Raw genomic sequence first — 17,272 nt, forward strand, 5'->3', positions numbered from 1 at the left:
TTATATGGTTTATCATATTGTTAATATTGTTGTTTATATTATTTCAATAGTTCTAGCAATGATTGGTTTAAGCTGTTTTCGTTTTGATCAATATATAAGAAAAGGAAAAGAAAGAGAATTCCATATCTTTTTTATAGTCACGTCCATTGCTTTAGGATATTTATTTGCATCTTTTGTATTATCTTTTGGAAGTTTAAGTTTTCAATTCTAAATCAGAAGTTTGTACATATATAATAATGATGAAAAAAATATATGTAAAACTTCTTTTTGTTTGTTCACTTCTATTGATTATTGGATGTTTTCGTTATCAGGAAGCATTGACGTGGTTAGATTTTCAATATCAAGTAAAACAACAAGAAAAGATTGTTCAAGTTCAAACATCAAATCAAGTGATATCAATCCCGTTAGAAGAATATCTTATTGGTGTTATTGCCGGGGAAATGCCAGTAAGTTTTGAAAAGGAGGCACTGAAGGCACAGGCAGTAGCAAGTCGTACTTTTGTTTTATCAAGAAATTTAAAGGTAGATAATACGACAAATTCACAGGTATATTTAAATGAAGATCAAATGAAAGAGAATTGGGGAAAACAGTATGAACAAAATAAAAAGAAAATAGAAGAAGCTATTCAAGAAACCAAAGGTAAAGTAATGACTTATCAAGGTAAGTATATTTCTGCTTTGTTTTTTTCTAGCAGTAATGGAAAGACTGTTAATAGTGAGGATTATTTTACTGGAGAAGTTGCTTATTTAAAGGCTGTAGATAGTCATTGGGATACAAGTATTGATCCTCATAATATAAGAAAAAAGACTTTTACAAAAAAACAATTAGCAGATATTTTTAATGTTGTACCAGAAGATATTCGAGTTACATCACATACATCAAGTGGCTATGTTCAACAAGTCACAATTAATCAAAAAACATATACTGGTAGAGAAATAAGAGAAAAGTTATCTTTACCATCTTCATGTTTTCAAATTGAATTTTCATCAAATGGCTATACTTTTATTACCAGAGGAAATGGTCATGGTGTAGGAATGAGTCAATATGGAGCTCAAGCTATGGCTTTAGAAAATAACAATTATCAAGATATTTTACATCATTATTATCAAAATATTGAAATTGAAAGTATAGACTCTTAACTTTTGTTCATACTTAAGTTGAGGTGAAAGCATGAAGAAAAGATCTTTTCATTATAAGAAAGTCCTAGGAATCTCACTGGCATTGGCTTTATTTTTAGGTGGTATTGGTATTGTTCAAAATATTTTAGATGAACGTACAAAAAGTTTTGAAGATGAAACTGTTGTGAAAGTAGATGAAAACAAAACACAGGAAACAAAAAAAGAAGAAAATAAAGTAGAAACTTTAAAATCGCCTGTAAAAGATGGTATTGGCATTGTGAGATATTATTATGATAAAGATGATGATGAGTCTAAACAGGAACAATCGCTAATTCTGTTTGAAGATGTCTATCGTCCAAATCAAGGTATCGATTATGCAAATAAAAATGAAGTCTTTGATGTGATGGCAGCTATCAGTGGAACAGTGACAAAGAAAACAAATGATCCAGTTTTAGGATGGGTTGTCACAATTACAAATAGTGATAACATTTCTACCACGTATGAGTCTTTATCAAAAGTATCTGTTGAGTTAAATCAAGAAGTCAAACAGGGAGATATCATTGGGAAAAGTGGAGAAAATGTATATGAGGCAGATTTGAAAAATCATTTACATTTTATTTTACAAAAGGATGATCAACTGTATAATCCAGAAAAATTTATTGGACAAACACTGGATATGATTAAGTAAATTTAGATTCTTAGGAATCTAAATTTTTTTAAAATATTCACATAAATTTCATACATTTATTATATTATCATTGTGATAGAGATAGAGTTTTTGAAAAGATAAAAATTATGTTGATATAGTAATAATTTTTTCTTGTAATTAATAAGAAAAATGATACAATAGAAATGCTTATAGGAGGAATGTTCAATGAAATTATCAAAGGAAATTGGTATTGACTTGGGAACTGCTAACATTCTTATTTATGTTAAAGGTGAAGGGATTGTTGTGAATGAACCTTCTGTTGTGACTATCAATACTGAAACAAATAAACCTATCGCTGTTGGAGAAGAAGCCAGAGATATGCTTGGAAAAACTCCAGGTAAATTTCAAGCTATTCGTCCTTTAAAAGATGGGGTTATCGCAGATTTTCAAATTACTGAAATATTATTAACTCACTTTATTAATAAATTAAATTTAAAAGGAGTATTCTCTAGACCAACTATCTTAATTTGTTGTCCATCTAATATCACTTCTATTGAAAAGAGTGCTATTCAAGATGTGGCTTTAAGATGTGGAGCTAAACGTGTTTATATTGAAGAAGAACCAAAGGTTGCAGCTATTGGAGCTGGTTTAGATATTTCTAAACCATCTGGAAATATGGTTGTTGATATTGGTGGGGGAACAACAGATATTGCTGTTCTTTCATTAGGTGATATTGTAACAAGTACATCTTTAAAAATTGCTGGAGATAAGATGGATGCTGAATTAATTAAATATGTTAAAGATAAATATAAATTATTAATTGGGGATCGTACAGCAGAAGAAATTAAGATGACAATTGGTAGTGCTTATGAAGCAGATCCAAAAGATGTTATGGATGTAAGAGGTAGGGATTTAGTAACAGGTTTACCTCACACAATTCAATTAAATGCTAAAGAAACTCAAGAAGCATTAGAAGAATGCTGCATGACAATTTTACGTTCTACAAAACAAGTTCTTGAACAAACACCACCAGAACTTTCTGCAGATATTGTGAATAAGGGTGTATTCTTAACAGGTGGAGGAGCTTTACTTCATAATTTAGATAAATTCTTAGAAGAAGGTTTAGGAGTTCCTGTATTTGTTGCTGAAAATGCTCTTGACTGTGTTGCTGAAGGTTGTGGAGTTATGTTAGAAAATACTCAATATTTACAGTAATCTTTAAAGTATCATCATTATGGTGATACTTTTTCTTATTTTGTAAAAAAATAGATTTTTGATAAGGTTTTGTTAAAATGGTTAATAGAGGTGATGAAAATGGGGAAAAAGAAGTATTTTTTCTTTGATATTGATGGAACTTTAGCTGTTGGAACTCCGGGTGACCAATATGTTCCTGAATCAGCGAGAAAAACAATTAAAGAATTAGAAGCAAAAGGACATTTTGTTGCTATTGCAACAGGTAGAAGTTATGCAATGGCAGTCAATCATATGAAAGAATTAGGATTTAAAAATATGGTGAGTGACGGGGGAAATGGAATCACTATCAATGAAAAACTAATTGAAATCAAACCTTTAGATTATGATAAGTGTCTAGCATTAATTGATGAATGTAAAGAAAAAGGATTCATTTGGGCAATATCACCAGATAATGAAACAAGACGTTTAGCACCAGATAATCGCTTTTATGATTTTACCCATGATATTTATATGGATACAGTTGTTGAAGAAGGATTGGATCCAAGAAATTATGATCAAATATATAAGGTTTATATTGCTTGTTTTACTCCAGAAGAAGAAAAACTAGAAACTCTAAAGGAATTACCTTGGTGTCGTTTCCATAAAGAATATTTATTTGTTGAACCAGGAGATAAATCAGTAGGAATTAAAGCTATTGTTGATCATTTTGGTGGAGATTATCAGGATGTTGTGGTATTTGGTGATGAGAAGAATGATTTGAGTATGTTTCGTGATGAATGGACTTCTATTGCGATGGGAAATGCTATTGATGAATTAAAAGCAAAAGCAACATATATTACAGATGATGCTGATAAAGATGGGATTTATAAAGCATGTCAGCATTTTGGATGGGTGGATTAAATGAGTAGGAAAATTATATTTTTTGATATTGATGGAACATTGTTTTGTCCAGAGTTAGGACGTATTACTGATGAAGTGAAAAATGCAATTAAATCAGTTCAAAAGCAAGGACATTTATGTTTTGTTGCAAGTGGTAGACCTTATGGATTTATTGCTGAAAATGTAAAGGAAATAGGATTTGATGGATATGTACTAGCAAATGGAGCTAATGTGAAATATCATAATAAAGATTTAACAGCAAGATATTTAAATCCAGAAACGGTTAAAGAATTGACTGAGTGTTTAAAGTCTAAAAATATTGAATATATTTTGCAGACACCAACACTTTGTTATTTGAATCAGTCAAACCAATGTTTATTAGATTTCTATTCTCATTGTAATATAGATTTTCATAATTTATGTTATCAATATGATGAAGAAGATATTATAAAAAGAACAGTTAAAATGGAAGCATGGACAAAAAATCAGGAAGAGTTAGATTATGCGATTTCATGTTTTCAATCTTTTTCTTACGAATTGCATCCAGATCATCATAGCCTAGAAATTTATTCTAATGAAGTATCTAAGGCAACAGGTATATTAGATGTCTTACATGAATTAAATATTGATATTAAAGATAGTTACTGTTTTGGGGATGGTCCTAATGATGTAGAAATGTTTGAAACAGTTGGACATCCTATTGCGATGGGAAATGCGATTGAGGATATTAAAAAAAGAGCAGAAATTATATGTCCTAGTGTTCAGGAAAATGGAGTGGCTATACAATTAGAAAAAATGTTTAATGAATAACTAGCTATCAAAGCTAGTTTTTTCGTATTATTGATAATATAAAAAGAGCAGAAACATTCTGCTCATGTAAAATCTACATAAATAATATCATTGCAAACATAAAAAGTAAGGATATACTGGCAACTAATAGTGCAAAGTTAAAGCCAGTTTTTTTGTGTACTTCATTTTTAATACCGAAAGCAAATGAAAACACAAAGAGAAAAGGCAAAATAAACCAGGTAAGATATATCAATGTATGAAAGCCATCAGTTTGAAAGAGTTCACTCAACATTGTTTGTATCCTCGTTAAGAAGTTGAACAAGAATTTGGTCTAATTCGGGTAGAGATCTTTTTAAAATAATTGGTCTACCATTTTGATTAAGAAAACAATGTAAACTTTTCCCAATAGCTACAATGTCATCATTGACTTTCATCGTATATTCTATCTCCAGACGTGTTCCTCTATATGCAGAAACTTTTGTTTCAATGGTAATAAGATCAGGGAAAGTCGTACTTTTTTTATAATCACATTGAATGCCTATAACAGGAGAACTAATACCTAATTCTTCCATCTTATCATAACCAAAACCAATATGATTTAAAAAATCAATACGCGCTTCTTCCATAAAACGAATGTAATTAGAATGATGTGTAATTTGCATTTTATCTGTTTCATAATATTGAACTTGATGTGTATATGTGTGCATAATCTATACTCCTTTAAATTTTTTTAGCAATTTGAGATGTTAATAAATCTATATATAAGAAAAATACAATTTGATTTTCAAGGTATTGTTGAAAATTCTGATTGGTTGATGAAGGTAACCATATATATTGGTCACAATATTTTTTTATAGATAATTTATCATTCATTGTAATAAGAGCTAATTGATACTGAATATTTTCTTTTGATTCTTTTAAAAGAGGTTTTAAAGTATTTAAACCATTTCCTCTATTTGTAAAGAAAATGAAAATATCTTGAGAAGTAATAATATGAGGAAGTTCATGAATCTCGTCATTGTTTAAAACGATAGCTTTTTTATTAAATTTAAATAAATTATATTGTAACATTTTAGCTGGCAAAGAGCTTTTATGAAAGCCTGAAATAATCACATTTTCAGCTTGGATAATATCATTTGCAAGATTCTCTAATTGCTGATAATCTAAAGAACTTTGAATGATATTGAATAAATGTATATAAGAATCAATGTATGTTTCATTATCTAAAGACGAATCAGTATTTTTCTTTTCTAAGCGAAAGACATCAAATTTAAATTCATTGAAACCATCATATCCAAGTTTTTGACAGAAACGTGTAATTGTTGCCTGAGAAACATGATAATTTTTAGATAAGTCAGTAGCAGAACTTCTTAGTATGATTTCTAAATCGTTATGTAAAAGATCATATATAATCATTTCTTTTTTTGTAAATGTTTCTTTTTTTAACTCCATTTTTTCAAAAGGATTCATTGTATCATCTCCTAAAGCTATTATAATAAAAAAAAGACTATTTCGCAAAATGAAATAGTCTTACTTGCATAATTCTTTTGCTTTTAAAATAGTGTTTTCTATAAAATGATCAGCATTTCCCTTTTCTAATCTTGAAATATATGTTTCGAAATATAATCCATAATCTTCTTTGCATACAAAATAGTTAGAATAATTTTCACAATATCCTATTATGATAATGAGCTTATCAGGAAAGGCATCTCTTATTTTTTTACCTAAGATTGCAGTAATGTCACCAGGTAAAGAGACAAACATGATATTTCCTAAATTGATAATATGACTATATAAAGTTAAAGTCATAGGACTTTTATCACGCTTTAAGATTAAATTATTTAATAGCATTTGTTTAACTGGAATCTGTTGATCGCTAGGATTTTGTTGGATTTCATATTGCAACTTAGGAATTTCATTTGTAATAAATGCATCTTTTCCAGTATAAATATAATCATGACAATATGAAGACCATTGTAAATTATTTATTGATGTCTGAATAATTTTGGCATTGTCTAATTGTTCTAATATTAATGAAGATACACGATCCAATTCTTCTTCACCACTTTTTTCTCTATAAAAGCGAGTTGAAACATCACCACAGCATCCATTGATAATCATACATGGCTGATGGTATTTATTTTGATATTTTTGTCTAATGTGACCTAATAAGTCAGCAGAAAGCTTATAGTTAGATTGATTTAAAATAGTTGGATGACAAGCTAAAGAAATAAGAGAAAAGATAGGTAATTTTGAATGGACATTCATAAATTCTAGAATATATGCATTTTTGTCCGCATAGCCATCCACTTTGTTTCTATTACCATAAACACCTTGAATGATAGTATGTTTTATTTGAATAGTTGCTTCAGTTAATGAGTCCATAGCTTTATGAATAGAGAAAATAAATTGTGAAATAAGCTGTTTTTGAAGTTCTTTTTCGGTAGTTGTTTTTTCAAAAAATGGTCGAAAATAAGCTGGCGCTGAATGAGTATGAATACACCCAATAATGACTTGCTCATCTGATAAATGATATTCACGACAAATCTCATTTTTTATTGGTTTTATCACACTATTTTCGATAATAATTGAATCTAAAATAGAAATAACAAACAATTTTTCCTGATAAGATAAAATCATTGTATTAATCTCAATAGGATCTAAAATACCTTGTGATTGAAAAGGACGATTATAACCAGCCATATATACACTCTTTTGAGGAGTAATATCTAATTTATGATAACCTATTTTCATGATTTCCACCTCCGCTTTTAGTATAGCATAGTTTTTCTAAAAATGAAAGAGTATTCAAAAAAATAAATTTAATATTGCAAAACCATTCATAATGTGATACGCTATATATGTCAAATGAAACCGGTTAACAAAATGACAGATTATAAAGGAGGGAAATCTATATTATGGATTCAACACAAAAAGGATTTATGGCTAAGTTCCAGGCAGTATTAGAAAAATATGTTGTTCCTGTAGCAACAAAAATCTCACAGCAAAGACATTTAGCTGCTGTTAGAGATGGATTAACAGTTTTAGTACCTGTTACAATTATTGGAGGATTTGCAATATTATTGGCCCAGCCGCCCGTTGACGCATCTTTACAACCAACAAATTTTTTCTTCTCATTTTTATGTATGTGGCGTGATTGGGCCTCAGCAAACGCTGCGACATTATTAACACCTTACTATTTAACAATTGGAGCTATTTCTGTTTATGTTGTTTTGGGTGTTGCATATCAATTATGTAAAACATATAAAATGAATACAATTTCAAATATGATTTCAGTTTTACTTGTTTATTTATGTATTGCTGGTGTTCCTCAAACTTATACAAGTGGAGAAGTAAGTGTGAGTGCTATTCCATTAACAGATTTAGGAGCTTCAGGAATGTTTACAGCTATTGTTGTAGCATTGGCAGTCATCGAAATTAACCATTTATTTATAAAGAATCATTGGGTGATTAAATTACCTGAACAAGTACCACCAAATGTGGCAGCACCATTTAATGTCTTAATTCCAGGTATCGTGAGTTTATTAGTATTTATGATTTTCAATTCTGTATGTATTAGCTTTTTTGGTACAGGTATTACTGGTTTGATTTATGCTGCTTTCCAACCTTTAATTTCAGCAACAGGATCATTACCATCAATTATTCTTATTAATGTTTTAATGACAACATTCTGGTTCTTTGGTGTTCATGGAGCAAATATGGTTGGAGTTGTCACAACACCATTAACAACACTTGGTTTAACATTAAATGCTGAAGCTTATGCTGCTGGAAAAGAATTACCTAGTATTTTTGCAGGAGCAGTTAATAGTGTATATGGGGGATGGATTTCTTATTTTGCAGTAGTGATTGTCATTTTGTTATTCTGTAAATCTTCACAAGCAAGATCAATTGCGAAAATCGCTTCTGTACCTGCGTTCTTTAATATTAATGAACCATTAATCTTTGGATTGCCAACAGTATTAAATCCATTTACACTTATTACTTTCTTAATTTGTAATAACTTGAATTTTACAATTGTTTATTTCTTAATGGACAGTGGTTTTTTAGGAAAATTCTTTGTATCTTTACCATTTACTGTGCCAGGGCCATTTCAAGCTTGGTTAGCATCTATGGATTTGAAAGCTATTCTTGTCTGGGCTGTCTTGCTTGTATTAGATGTCATTATTGCTTTACCATTCATTAAAGCATATGATAAACAATTACTAGCAAGTGAGGAGGGTGCAGAATAATATTCTGCACTTTTTGAATATGAAAGTTATTATCAATGCTGATGACTTTGGTTATACCAAAGCTGTGACAGATGGCATAATCAAAGGATATCATCAAGGAATTGTTCGTTCTACAACAGCTTTATGTAATATGCCTTATATTGAAGATGGAAAAAATTTATTAAAAGATTGTCCAAATTTATCAATAGGGGTTCATTTAACATTGACGTTAGGAAAATCATTAACGAAAAATAAGACATTAACAGATGAAGAAGGGTATTTTTATAAGCCAGCAAAACTACAAAATCATTATTTTGATGTTGAAGAAGTTTATAATGAATTTAAAGCACAGATAGAAAGATTTATTGAAGTCTTTGGTTGTATGCCTAGTCATCTGGATAGTCATCATGGTATGCATGATTTTCAAAATAATCTTCAAGCAACGAAGAAGCTTGCACAAGAATATCATTTACCAATAAGACGATATAATCATTTTCAGTTTGTCAATGAATTTATCAAAGATAATGTATCAGTAGAGGGGCTTATCCATATATTAGAAAAATATAAAGATCAAGATATAGAAATAATGTCACATTGTGGGGAATGTGATTTGGAATTATATTTAAAAAGTTCATATGCTTTACCACGTGTTCAGGAACTTGCTGTATTATGTGATCCAGCGATTAAAGACTATATACAAAAAAACAAAATTATCATAACAAATTATTTAGACGAGGAGGTTAATCAATGAAAACAATAAGAATTGGTTCAGGTGCAGGATATGGTGGAGACCGCATTGAACCAGCAATAGATCTTATACAAAGAGGAAATCTTGACTATATTATTTTTGAATGTTTAGCCGAAAGAACAATTTCGTTAGCTCAAAAAAATAAGCAGAAAGATCCTCAACTAGGATATAATGATTTATTTGAATATCGCTTTGATAAAATATTAGATGCTATTAAAGACCATCCCGTTAAGGTTATTACAAATATGGGAGCAGCAAATCCTAAAACAGCTGCATATAAATGTCAAAGCATGGCTCAAGAAAAAGGAATTAAAAATTTAAAAATTGCCTATGTAGAAGGTGATGATATCACAGATAAACTTTCAGAGTACATGGATTATCAGGTCATGGAAACAGGAGAACCATTGAATCATATTGATGGAGAGATTTTATCTGCAAATGGTTATATTGGTATTAAAGGTATTGTAGAGGCTTTGCAAAATCAGGCTGATATTGTCATTACTGGCCGTGTAGCGGATCCATCATTAGCTTTAGGACCATTAGTTTATGAATGGAATTGGTCTATGGATGATTATGATAAACTTGGAAAAGGGACATGGATTGGTCATTTATTGGAATGTGCTGGGCAAGTTACAGGAGGATATTTTGCTGATCCAGGTTATAAAGATGTTCCAGAACTATGGAATCTTGGATTTCCAATTATTGAAGTTGACGAAAATGGTGATGGTGTCGTTACAAAATTAGAACATACAGGTGGTATAGTGACTGAACAGACTGTAAAAGAACAGACACTCTATGAAATTCAAGATCCTACAAAATATTTTACACCAGATGTTATTGCTGATTTTTCACATGTTCAAGTCCAACAAATTGGAAAAGATCGTGTTAAAATCAGTGGAGCAACGGGACATGCACCTAATGGATATTATAAAACAAGTGTTGGCTATCATGATTGTTATATTGGAGAAGGGCAAATCAGTTATGGTGGTTTAAATGCATTATCAAAGGCTCAGTTAGCTAAGGAAATACTTGAACATCGTTTTGAAATGATAGGATTGAAATATGAAGAAATACGATATGATATGATAGGAATGAATGCATTGTATCATGATGATATATCAACTCAAATGAATCAATATACACCAGTAGAAGTGAGGCTCAGAGTTGCAGCCAGAGTCAAAAACATAGCACAGGCACAAATGATTGGTAATGAAGTAGAAGCGTTATATACAAATGGTCCATCTGGTGGTGGCGGTGCAGTAAAGAATATTAAAGATATTATTAGCATTGCATCTATACTTGTACCAGTTAATCACTTTCATATAACAGTTCATGTTTTGGAGGTATAACAATGAAATTAAAAGAGATTGCACATTCAAGAACAGGGGATAAAGGAAATATTTCTATTATTTCACTTATAGCTTATAAACAAGAAGATTATGCTTTATTAAAAGAAAAGGTCACTCCTGAAAAATTAAAGGATTATTTTCATGATATTGTTCATGGAAAAATCACAAGATATGAAATTGAAAGTATTGGGGCATTGAATTTTGTGATGGAAGATGCTTTAGGTGGAGGCGTGACACGTTCTTTAGCTATTGATATGCATGGAAAGACACTAGGTAGTGCATTGTTGGAAATGGAGATATAATATGGAAATCAAGAAAATTGTCATTGCAGGAGCAGGAACAATGGGATATTCCATGGCAGAAATCTTTGCTCAATTTGAATATCAAGTTACCATTTATGATTTAAAAGAAGAAGCATTAATGTTAGCACAAAAACATATCAAGGATAATATACAGACACTTGTAGATGAACATGAAATCACAGTACAAAAAGCACAAAGCATCATAAACAGTTTATCCTATACAACGCAAAAGGATTGTTTTCAAGATTGTGATCTTGTTGTGGAAAGTATTATTGAAAATGTAGACATTAAAAAATCTTTTTATCAGGACATATCACAAATTGTAAAAGAGAATACTATTCTAGCAACGAACACTTCAGGAATTTCTATTAATGATTTAGCTTCATCAGTTTATAAGCCAGAAAGATTTATTGGTATGCATTGGTTTAATCCTTCCCATCTTATATTATTAATAGAAATTATAAAAGGAGATTATACAAGTGATGAGGTTGCTCAAGCTATTTATCAATTAAGCATAGATATTCGTAAAAAACCAGTTATTGTTCAAAAAGATGTTTTGGGATTTGCCGCAAATCGTATCCAGTTTGCAGTATTAAGAGAAGCCTTATCTTTAGTAGAACAAGGTGTTGTTTCAAAAGAAGGCATTGATGATGTAATGAAATATGGTTTAGGCTTTCGTTATGCTTGCTTAGGACCATTAGAAGTGGCAGATTTTGGTGGTTTAGATACTTTCTATCATATTAGTGAATATTTAATGGAGGATCTGTGTGATAGTCATGATATTCCAACATTGCTAAAAGAGCATTATCAAGCTGGTGAATATGGAGTGAAAACTCAAAAAGGATTTTATGATTATACAGAGGATAAAGATCAAAAAGCGACGCAACAAAGAGATGATAAGTTGTTAAAGATATTTAATGCTTTATATAAGAATCAAGGAGAACTTTAAGGTTCTCTTTTTTTGTATGGAAGTTTAATATTTATGAACTTTATTTTAAAAATATGAAATTTATTGTTGCATTAGGGGTAGAAATATGTATAATAAAGTTGTTTGATTTTTTGAATTTAAAGTTTAGTATAGTGACATGGAGGTTTATATGGACATTGGAAAGAAATTGAAGGATTTGCGTATTAAAAATGATTTGACCTTGGAAGAGTTGGCTTCAAGAAGTGAACTCACAAAAGGGTTCTTGTCACAGGTTGAAAGAAATCTAACCAGTCCAAGTATCTCTACACTTGAAGATTTGTTAGAGGCACTAGGCACCAATCTTTCTGAGTTCTTTCAATCTGATCAGGAAGAAAAGATAGTCTTTCATACACAGGATTTTTTTGTAGATGAAAAAGACGAATATACGATTGAATGGGTTATTCCTAATGCTCAGAAAAATGAAATGGAACCAATTCTTTTAACTATTCATGGACATGAAAGAAGTAAAGAAATGGAATGTCATAATGGAGAAGAATTCGGTTATATTTTAAAAGGAAATGTCACTTTAGTTCGTGGGAATAAAAAATATAGATTAAAAGCAAAAGAAACATTCTATATGGATGGTAAAGAAAGTCATTATTTTATCAATAATGGTTCAAGTGATGCCAAAATATTGTGGGTCACAACACCACCAATGTTTTAAAAGAAGGGAGTATGATTATGGATAAGAAGAAGTTAATACAATTTCGTAATATAGTGAAAGAATTTGATGGACAAATTGTTTTAAAAGGTGTCAACCTTGATATATATGAAAATGAGTTTGTGACTTTGTTAGGACCTAGTGGTTGTGGGAAAACGACTTTACTAAGAATACTAGGAGGATTTTTAGATGCAACAGAGGGAGAAGTCATTTTTGATGGTGAAGAAATTAGTCAAGTTCCACCACATAAAAGAGAATTAAATACAGTTTTTCAAAAATATGCTTTATTCCCTCATATGAGTGTTTATCAGAATATTGCTTTTGGCTTAAAAATCAAAAAGATGAGTAAAGATGTTATTGAACAAAAAGTTATGAAAATGTTAAAGCTCATTGGTTTAGAAGGTTATGAAAATAAAAATGTAACACTTCTTTCAGGAGGACAACAACAGCGTGTTGCGATTGCCAGAGCATTAGTGAATGAGCCAAAAGTTCTATTATTGGATGAACCCTTAGGAGCATTGGATTTAAAGTTAAGAAAAGAAATGCAGTATGAATTAAAAAGAATCCAACAAGAAGTAGGAATTACATTTATCTTTGTAACACATGATCAAGAAGAAGCATTAACAATGTCAGATAAGATTGTCGTTATGAAAGATGGAGAAATTCAACAGGTTGGAACACCTGAAGAAATTTACAATGAACCAGAAAATAGATATGTAGCGAACTTTATTGGAGAAAGTAATATTATTCCAGGTGTGATGTTAGAAGATTACAAAGTTAAATTTGACGATATTGTTTTTGATTGTGTTGATTTTGGTTTCAAGGAAAAACAGCCTGTAGATATTGTGATTAGACCAGAAGATATTGATATTGTTGATGTCAAAGATGGAAAAATGACAGGAGAAGTCTTAAGTGTTCTTTTTAAAGGTGTACATTATGAAGTTATGGTTGAAACAGTTCCAGGAACAAGTGTAACTGTGAACATGCATGTCATCAGAAATCGTGATGTGACATCTGAAAACGGAAAAGAAAAAATCAGTGCCAATGATTTCTATGTCGATATTGAAGATGTGAAATCATTAGATGATGCTGAAATTATTGCACGTGCTGATGCACAGGCATGGAATCCTGAAACAGATGATTATATTTCTATCAGCAAGATTGATTATGATTTAAAAGAAGAAATTGGTGAATATGCAGTGACATTCTCGACTTCAAGTGGAACATCAGTAGAACGTAAGATCATTGTTGTGAATCAACCTGTTGTGAAGAATGAAAGAGCGAATGAAGGGGTTATGGCATTCAATTTCTTTAAGACAGTTGATGAACTTGATGAATCTGTAGCATTAGATACAGATTTAAAAACATGGGCAAATGCTCAAGGATGGAAATTGAATGATGAAGATGAATCTGTAGATATTTATGTAGATTATGATTTTGATCCTGAACATATTGAAGAAGGAACATATAAAGTCACTTTCTCAACAGAAGGTAGAGAATTAAAGATTCATACAACAGATTATGTGGAAGAAGGTAAAGAGGTCGGTTTAACATTCTTCCCTGAAGATATTCATGTCATGGAAAAGATGGGGTTCTAGAATGAAACGTTTTTCACAATTAGCATGGCCCTATATGATATGGGTGATCTTAATGATTTTATTACCAATGTTATTAATTCTTTTCTATTCATTAACAACAAGTGGAAATGATATCATTAACTTTACATTTACTTTGGATCATTTTAAAAAGTTTTTTACCGACCCAGACTTTTTACTTGTCTTATGGCGTTCATTGACGATTGCTGTGAAGACAACAATTATCTGTGTTGTCTTAGGTTATCCAGTTGCTTATTTTATTGCAAGAAGCAGTGATCGTGTTCGTAATATTCTTGTTTTAGCTATTACTTTACCAATGTGGATTAATATGTTAGTCAGAACATATGCCTGGATAGGAATTCTTTCTGATGGGGGTATAGCTCAAACAATTTTAGGTTTCTTTGGATTTAAAGATGTAGAGTTGTTATATACAGAAGGTTCTGTATTGCTTGGAATGGTTTATAACTTTATTCCATTTATGATTCTACAAATCAATACATCTTTATGTAAGATGGATAAATCATTATTAGAAGCCAGTGCTGATTTAGGGGCGAACAGAGTTCAGACATTCTTACGTGTCACTTTGCCATTATCTTTATCAGGAGTTGTCAGTGGAATAACACTTGTCTTTTTACCAGCAGTGAGTTCATTCTTTATTCCTAAACTTCTTGGTGGAGGACAATTCTTCTTAATTGGTAACGTGATTGAAAATCAATTTATTACAGTTGGAGAATGGAACTTTGGTAGTGCAATCTCTATGATTATGGCAGTCATTATGATGGTTTGTATGTATGCAATTAGAAAAATTGATGAACGTAATAGTGGAGGAGGGAATCAGGAATCATGAAAAAAGATAAGAGAATTATTGGTAAAATTTTAATGGTTCTGATGATTTTATTCTTCTATTTACCAATTGTATTTATGGTTATCTTCTCTTTTAATGAAAGTAAATCATTAACACATTTTACTGGTTTTAGTTTAAACTGGTATGAAAAACTCTTCCAAAATAGAGATATGATGGAATCATTATATGTCACAATTACAGTTGCTGTGATTGCTACAATTGTATCGACAATAGTAGGAACAATTAGTGCCATTGGTTTATCAAAATCAAGCAAGATTGTTAAAAAAGTCATGATGCAGTTAAATGATTTTCCAATTATGAATCCAGAAATTGTGACAGCTATTGGATTGATGTTACTATTTATTACATTTCATATAGAACGTGGTTTTATGACAATGTTACTTGCTCATATTACATTCTGTATACCTTATGTTATTTTAAGTGTGATGCCTAAGATACGTTCACTAGATCCAAATCTATCTGATGCGGCAATGGATTTAGGAGCAACACCATGGCAAGCTTTAACAAAAGTTTTAGTGCCACAAATTATGCCTGGTATTGTATCAGGAGCCTTAATTGCCTTTACAATGTCATTTGATGATTTTATCATTTCATACTTTGTAACAGGAGGAGGGGTTAAAAACTTAAGTATCATGGTTTATACAATGAGTAAGAGAGTTAACCCAACAATCAATGCAATATCTACGCTTGTCGTAGTATTGATAACGGTAGTCTTAGTGATTATCAATGTAGTACCACTAATTAAAGCAAGAAGGGAGAAAAAAGATGAAAAAGTTATTAACTAGTTTATTAGCGGTTGCAACAATGTTTACTTTAACAGCGTGTGGAGGGGATTCAAATGCAGATAAGCCATATGCCGGACAAGAATTACACCTTTATAACTGGGGAGAATACATGGGTGAAAATTTTATCTCTGGTTTTGAAGATTTAACAGGCGCAACAGTCGTTGTGGATTACTTTGATTCAAATGAAGCTATGTATATTAAAGTCGCAAATGGAGAACCATATGATATTTTAGTTCCTAGTGACTATATGATTGAAAGATTAATTCAAGAAGATTTAATTCAAAAATTAGATAAAGATAAGATTACATGTATGGATGAGCTTGTTGATGCTGTCAAAGGTTTACCATATGATCCAAACAATGAATATTCTATTCCATATTTCTGGGGAACAGTAGGAATTGTTTATGACAAAACAAAAGTCAGTGAAGCTGACTTAGAAAAAGAAGGATACAATATTTTCTTAGATACTAAATACAAAGGAGATATTTATCTATATGATTCTGAACGTGATTCATTCATGATGGCATTAAAAGCTTTAGGATATTCAATGAATACAAAAGATGAAAAAGAATTAGAAGAAGCTTATAACTGGTTAGTGAAATGTGTAGAAACAATGGAACCAGAAATCGTCACTGATGAAATTATTGATAACATGGCTCAAGGTAGAAAAGCTTTAGGATTGATTTATTCTGGAGATGCTGCTTATGTTATGAGTGAAAATGAAAACATGGGATTCTATATGCCTGAAACAGGAACAAACTTATGGAGTGATGCTATGGTGATTCCAAAGAATGCTGAAAATGTAGAATTAGCACATGAATTTATTAACTATGCTTGTAGCTATGAAGCTGCTATGGATAATTCAAGCTTTGTAGGATATACTTCTGCTAATCAGGAAGTTATGGATGAATTAGCAAGTGGAGATTATGAAGGAATTAATGCTTACGTACCTAGAACTGGTAATGATAAAGATGAAGTTTTTGAATATGATGAAGCAACTCGTAAAATCATTTCAGATTACTTCAGTAAAGTAAAAATCGCAGCTTCAAATGCTCAATAAAGATGGGGAAGATTGGCCTATGGCTAATCTTCTTTTTTTGATGGATGAATCATAGACGGGTAACATAGAGCGTGTTATAATT

The 17,272-nt window shown here is 30.8% G+C and carries 19 protein-coding genes; 16 read left to right on the forward strand and 3 right to left on the reverse strand.

Annotated features, from left to right (window positions below; translation table 11 throughout):
• Nucleotides 1-4 precede the first annotated feature (4 nt).
• The 6 genes from B5E75_RS00595 (at nucleotide 5) to B5E75_RS00620 (ending at nucleotide 4,650) form a co-directional block, all read left to right on the forward strand.
• Nucleotides 5-211, forward strand: a complete 207-nt coding sequence (locus tag B5E75_RS00595; protein ID WP_087356883.1) for a DUF1146 family protein — start codon at nucleotides 5-7, stop codon at nucleotides 209-211.
• A gap of 28 nt (nucleotides 212-239) precedes the next feature.
• Entirely contained in the window at nucleotides 240-1,139 is a 900-nt protein-coding gene (spoIID, locus tag B5E75_RS00600; protein ID WP_087356916.1) for a stage II sporulation protein D, read from the forward strand.
• A 31-nt stretch (nucleotides 1,140-1,170) separates the two neighbouring features.
• A complete protein-coding gene (locus tag B5E75_RS00605; RefSeq protein WP_087356884.1) occupies nucleotides 1,171-1,806 on the forward strand; it encodes a M23 family metallopeptidase in 636 nt (211 codons plus the stop codon).
• Nucleotides 1,807-1,992: 186 nt separating this feature from the next.
• Nucleotides 1,993-2,982, forward strand: coding sequence for a rod shape-determining protein (mreB, locus tag B5E75_RS00610; RefSeq protein ID WP_087356885.1), 990 nt, complete (start codon nucleotides 1,993-1,995; stop codon nucleotides 2,980-2,982).
• A gap of 99 nt (nucleotides 2,983-3,081) precedes the next feature.
• Nucleotides 3,082-3,861, forward strand: coding sequence for an HAD-IIB family hydrolase (locus B5E75_RS00615; protein WP_087356886.1), 780 nt, complete (start codon nucleotides 3,082-3,084; stop codon nucleotides 3,859-3,861).
• Nucleotides 3,862-4,650, forward strand: coding sequence for a Cof-type HAD-IIB family hydrolase (locus tag B5E75_RS00620; RefSeq protein ID WP_087356887.1), 789 nt, complete (start codon nucleotides 3,862-3,864; stop codon nucleotides 4,648-4,650).
• Between the two features lie 260 nt (nucleotides 4,651-4,910).
• Here the strand turns inward: B5E75_RS00620 and B5E75_RS00630 are convergent, their stop codons facing one another.
• The 3 genes from B5E75_RS00630 to B5E75_RS00640 are packed head-to-tail and all read right to left on the reverse strand — an operon-like array spanning nucleotide 4,911 to nucleotide 7,383.
• Nucleotides 4,911-5,336, reverse strand: coding sequence for an acyl-CoA thioesterase (locus B5E75_RS00630; RefSeq protein ID WP_087356888.1), 426 nt, complete (start codon nucleotides 5,334-5,336; stop codon nucleotides 4,911-4,913).
• A gap of 13 nt (nucleotides 5,337-5,349) precedes the next feature.
• Nucleotides 5,350-6,099, reverse strand: coding sequence for a MurR/RpiR family transcriptional regulator (locus B5E75_RS00635; protein WP_087356889.1), 750 nt, complete (start codon nucleotides 6,097-6,099; stop codon nucleotides 5,350-5,352).
• A 60-nt stretch (nucleotides 6,100-6,159) separates the two neighbouring features.
• On the reverse strand, nucleotides 6,160-7,383 hold the full coding sequence (locus B5E75_RS00640; RefSeq protein WP_087356890.1) for a neutral/alkaline non-lysosomal ceramidase N-terminal domain-containing protein: 1,224 nt from the start codon (nucleotides 7,381-7,383) through the stop codon (nucleotides 6,160-6,162).
• Between the two features lie 164 nt (nucleotides 7,384-7,547).
• Here B5E75_RS00640 and B5E75_RS00645 point away from each other — a divergent pair, with 164 nt between their 5' ends.
• From B5E75_RS00645 to B5E75_RS00690, 10 genes are all read left to right on the forward strand, one after another.
• Nucleotides 7,548-8,879 (forward strand): PTS sugar transporter subunit IIC, encoded by a 1,332-nt coding sequence (locus B5E75_RS00645; protein ID WP_087356891.1) that lies wholly within the window; start codon nucleotides 7,548-7,550, stop codon nucleotides 8,877-8,879.
• Nucleotides 8,869-9,609, forward strand: a complete 741-nt coding sequence (locus B5E75_RS00650; protein WP_241146590.1) for a carbohydrate deacetylase — start codon at nucleotides 8,869-8,871, stop codon at nucleotides 9,607-9,609. The genes B5E75_RS00645 and B5E75_RS00650 overlap by 11 nt, the downstream gene beginning before the upstream one ends.
• Nucleotides 9,606-10,955 carry an acyclic terpene utilization AtuA family protein gene (locus B5E75_RS00655; protein ID WP_087356893.1) on the forward strand — a complete coding sequence of 450 codons (1,350 nt, stop codon included), beginning with the start codon at nucleotides 9,606-9,608 and terminating at the stop codon, nucleotides 10,953-10,955. Before B5E75_RS00650 ends, B5E75_RS00655 begins: the two co-directional genes overlap by 4 nt.
• Before the next feature lie 2 nt (nucleotides 10,956-10,957).
• Nucleotides 10,958-11,257 carry an AtuA-related protein gene (locus tag B5E75_RS00660; protein WP_087356894.1) on the forward strand — a complete coding sequence of 100 codons (300 nt, stop codon included), beginning with the start codon at nucleotides 10,958-10,960 and terminating at the stop codon, nucleotides 11,255-11,257.
• Between the two features lies 1 nt (nucleotide 11,258).
• On the forward strand, nucleotides 11,259-12,206 hold the full coding sequence (locus tag B5E75_RS00665; RefSeq protein ID WP_087356895.1) for a 3-hydroxyacyl-CoA dehydrogenase family protein: 948 nt from the start codon (nucleotides 11,259-11,261) through the stop codon (nucleotides 12,204-12,206).
• Nucleotides 12,207-12,354: 148 nt separating this feature from the next.
• Nucleotides 12,355-12,888, forward strand: coding sequence for a helix-turn-helix domain-containing protein (locus tag B5E75_RS00670; RefSeq protein ID WP_087244984.1), 534 nt, complete (start codon nucleotides 12,355-12,357; stop codon nucleotides 12,886-12,888).
• Nucleotides 12,889-12,905: 17 nt separating this feature from the next.
• On the forward strand, nucleotides 12,906-14,483 hold the full coding sequence (locus B5E75_RS00675; RefSeq protein WP_087356896.1) for an ABC transporter ATP-binding protein: 1,578 nt from the start codon (nucleotides 12,906-12,908) through the stop codon (nucleotides 14,481-14,483).
• Nucleotide 14,484: 1 nt separating this feature from the next.
• Nucleotides 14,485-15,327 (forward strand): ABC transporter permease, encoded by an 843-nt coding sequence (locus B5E75_RS00680; protein ID WP_087356897.1) that lies wholly within the window; start codon nucleotides 14,485-14,487, stop codon nucleotides 15,325-15,327.
• Nucleotides 15,324-16,130 (forward strand): ABC transporter permease, encoded by an 807-nt coding sequence (locus B5E75_RS00685; RefSeq protein WP_087244987.1) that lies wholly within the window; start codon nucleotides 15,324-15,326, stop codon nucleotides 16,128-16,130. The genes B5E75_RS00680 and B5E75_RS00685 overlap by 4 nt, the downstream gene beginning before the upstream one ends.
• Nucleotides 16,111-17,190 carry an ABC transporter substrate-binding protein gene (locus B5E75_RS00690; RefSeq protein ID WP_087297241.1) on the forward strand — a complete coding sequence of 360 codons (1,080 nt, stop codon included), beginning with the start codon at nucleotides 16,111-16,113 and terminating at the stop codon, nucleotides 17,188-17,190. Before B5E75_RS00685 ends, B5E75_RS00690 begins: the two co-directional genes overlap by 20 nt.
• Nucleotides 17,191-17,272: the final 82 nt, after the last annotated feature.

Source organism: Massiliimicrobium timonense (assembly GCF_002160865.1).
In the GTDB taxonomy this organism is placed as follows: domain Bacteria; phylum Bacillota_I; class Bacilli_A; order Erysipelotrichales; family Coprobacillaceae; genus Allocoprobacillus.

Bases quoted from the DNA above. Each gene is read 5' to 3' on its own strand.
- B5E75_RS00595 (WP_087356883.1), top strand. From the start codon at position 5: ATGGTTTATCATATTGTTAATATTGTTGTTTATATTATTTCAATAGTT.
- B5E75_RS00675 (WP_087356896.1), top strand. From the start codon at position 12,906: ATGGATAAGAAGAAGTTAATACAATTTCGTAATATAGTGAAAGAATTT.
- B5E75_RS00605 (WP_087356884.1), top strand. From the start codon at position 1,171: ATGAAGAAAAGATCTTTTCATTATAAGAAAGTCCTAGGAATCTCACTG.
- B5E75_RS00645 (WP_087356891.1), top strand. From the start codon at position 7,548: ATGGATTCAACACAAAAAGGATTTATGGCTAAGTTCCAGGCAGTATTA.
- B5E75_RS00630 (WP_087356888.1), bottom strand. From the start codon at position 5,336: ATGCACACATATACACATCAAGTTCAATATTATGAAACAGATAAAATG.
- B5E75_RS00685 (WP_087244987.1), top strand. From the start codon at position 15,324: ATGAAAAAAGATAAGAGAATTATTGGTAAAATTTTAATGGTTCTGATG.
- B5E75_RS00640 (WP_087356890.1), bottom strand. From the start codon at position 7,383: ATGAAAATAGGTTATCATAAATTAGATATTACTCCTCAAAAGAGTGTA.
- B5E75_RS00665 (WP_087356895.1), top strand. From the start codon at position 11,259: ATGGAAATCAAGAAAATTGTCATTGCAGGAGCAGGAACAATGGGATAT.
- B5E75_RS00615 (WP_087356886.1), top strand. From the start codon at position 3,082: ATGGGGAAAAAGAAGTATTTTTTCTTTGATATTGATGGAACTTTAGCT.
- B5E75_RS00620 (WP_087356887.1), top strand. From the start codon at position 3,862: ATGAGTAGGAAAATTATATTTTTTGATATTGATGGAACATTGTTTTGT.
- B5E75_RS00670 (WP_087244984.1), top strand. From the start codon at position 12,355: ATGGACATTGGAAAGAAATTGAAGGATTTGCGTATTAAAAATGATTTG.
- B5E75_RS00635 (WP_087356889.1), bottom strand. From the start codon at position 6,099: ATGAATCCTTTTGAAAAAATGGAGTTAAAAAAAGAAACATTTACAAAA.
- B5E75_RS00660 (WP_087356894.1), top strand. From the start codon at position 10,958: ATGAAATTAAAAGAGATTGCACATTCAAGAACAGGGGATAAAGGAAAT.
- spoIID (WP_087356916.1), top strand. From the start codon at position 240: ATGAAAAAAATATATGTAAAACTTCTTTTTGTTTGTTCACTTCTATTG.
- B5E75_RS00680 (WP_087356897.1), top strand. From the start codon at position 14,485: ATGAAACGTTTTTCACAATTAGCATGGCCCTATATGATATGGGTGATC.
- B5E75_RS00690 (WP_087297241.1), top strand. From the start codon at position 16,111: ATGAAAAAGTTATTAACTAGTTTATTAGCGGTTGCAACAATGTTTACT.
- mreB (WP_087356885.1), top strand. From the start codon at position 1,993: ATGAAATTATCAAAGGAAATTGGTATTGACTTGGGAACTGCTAACATT.
- B5E75_RS00655 (WP_087356893.1), top strand. From the start codon at position 9,606: ATGAAAACAATAAGAATTGGTTCAGGTGCAGGATATGGTGGAGACCGC.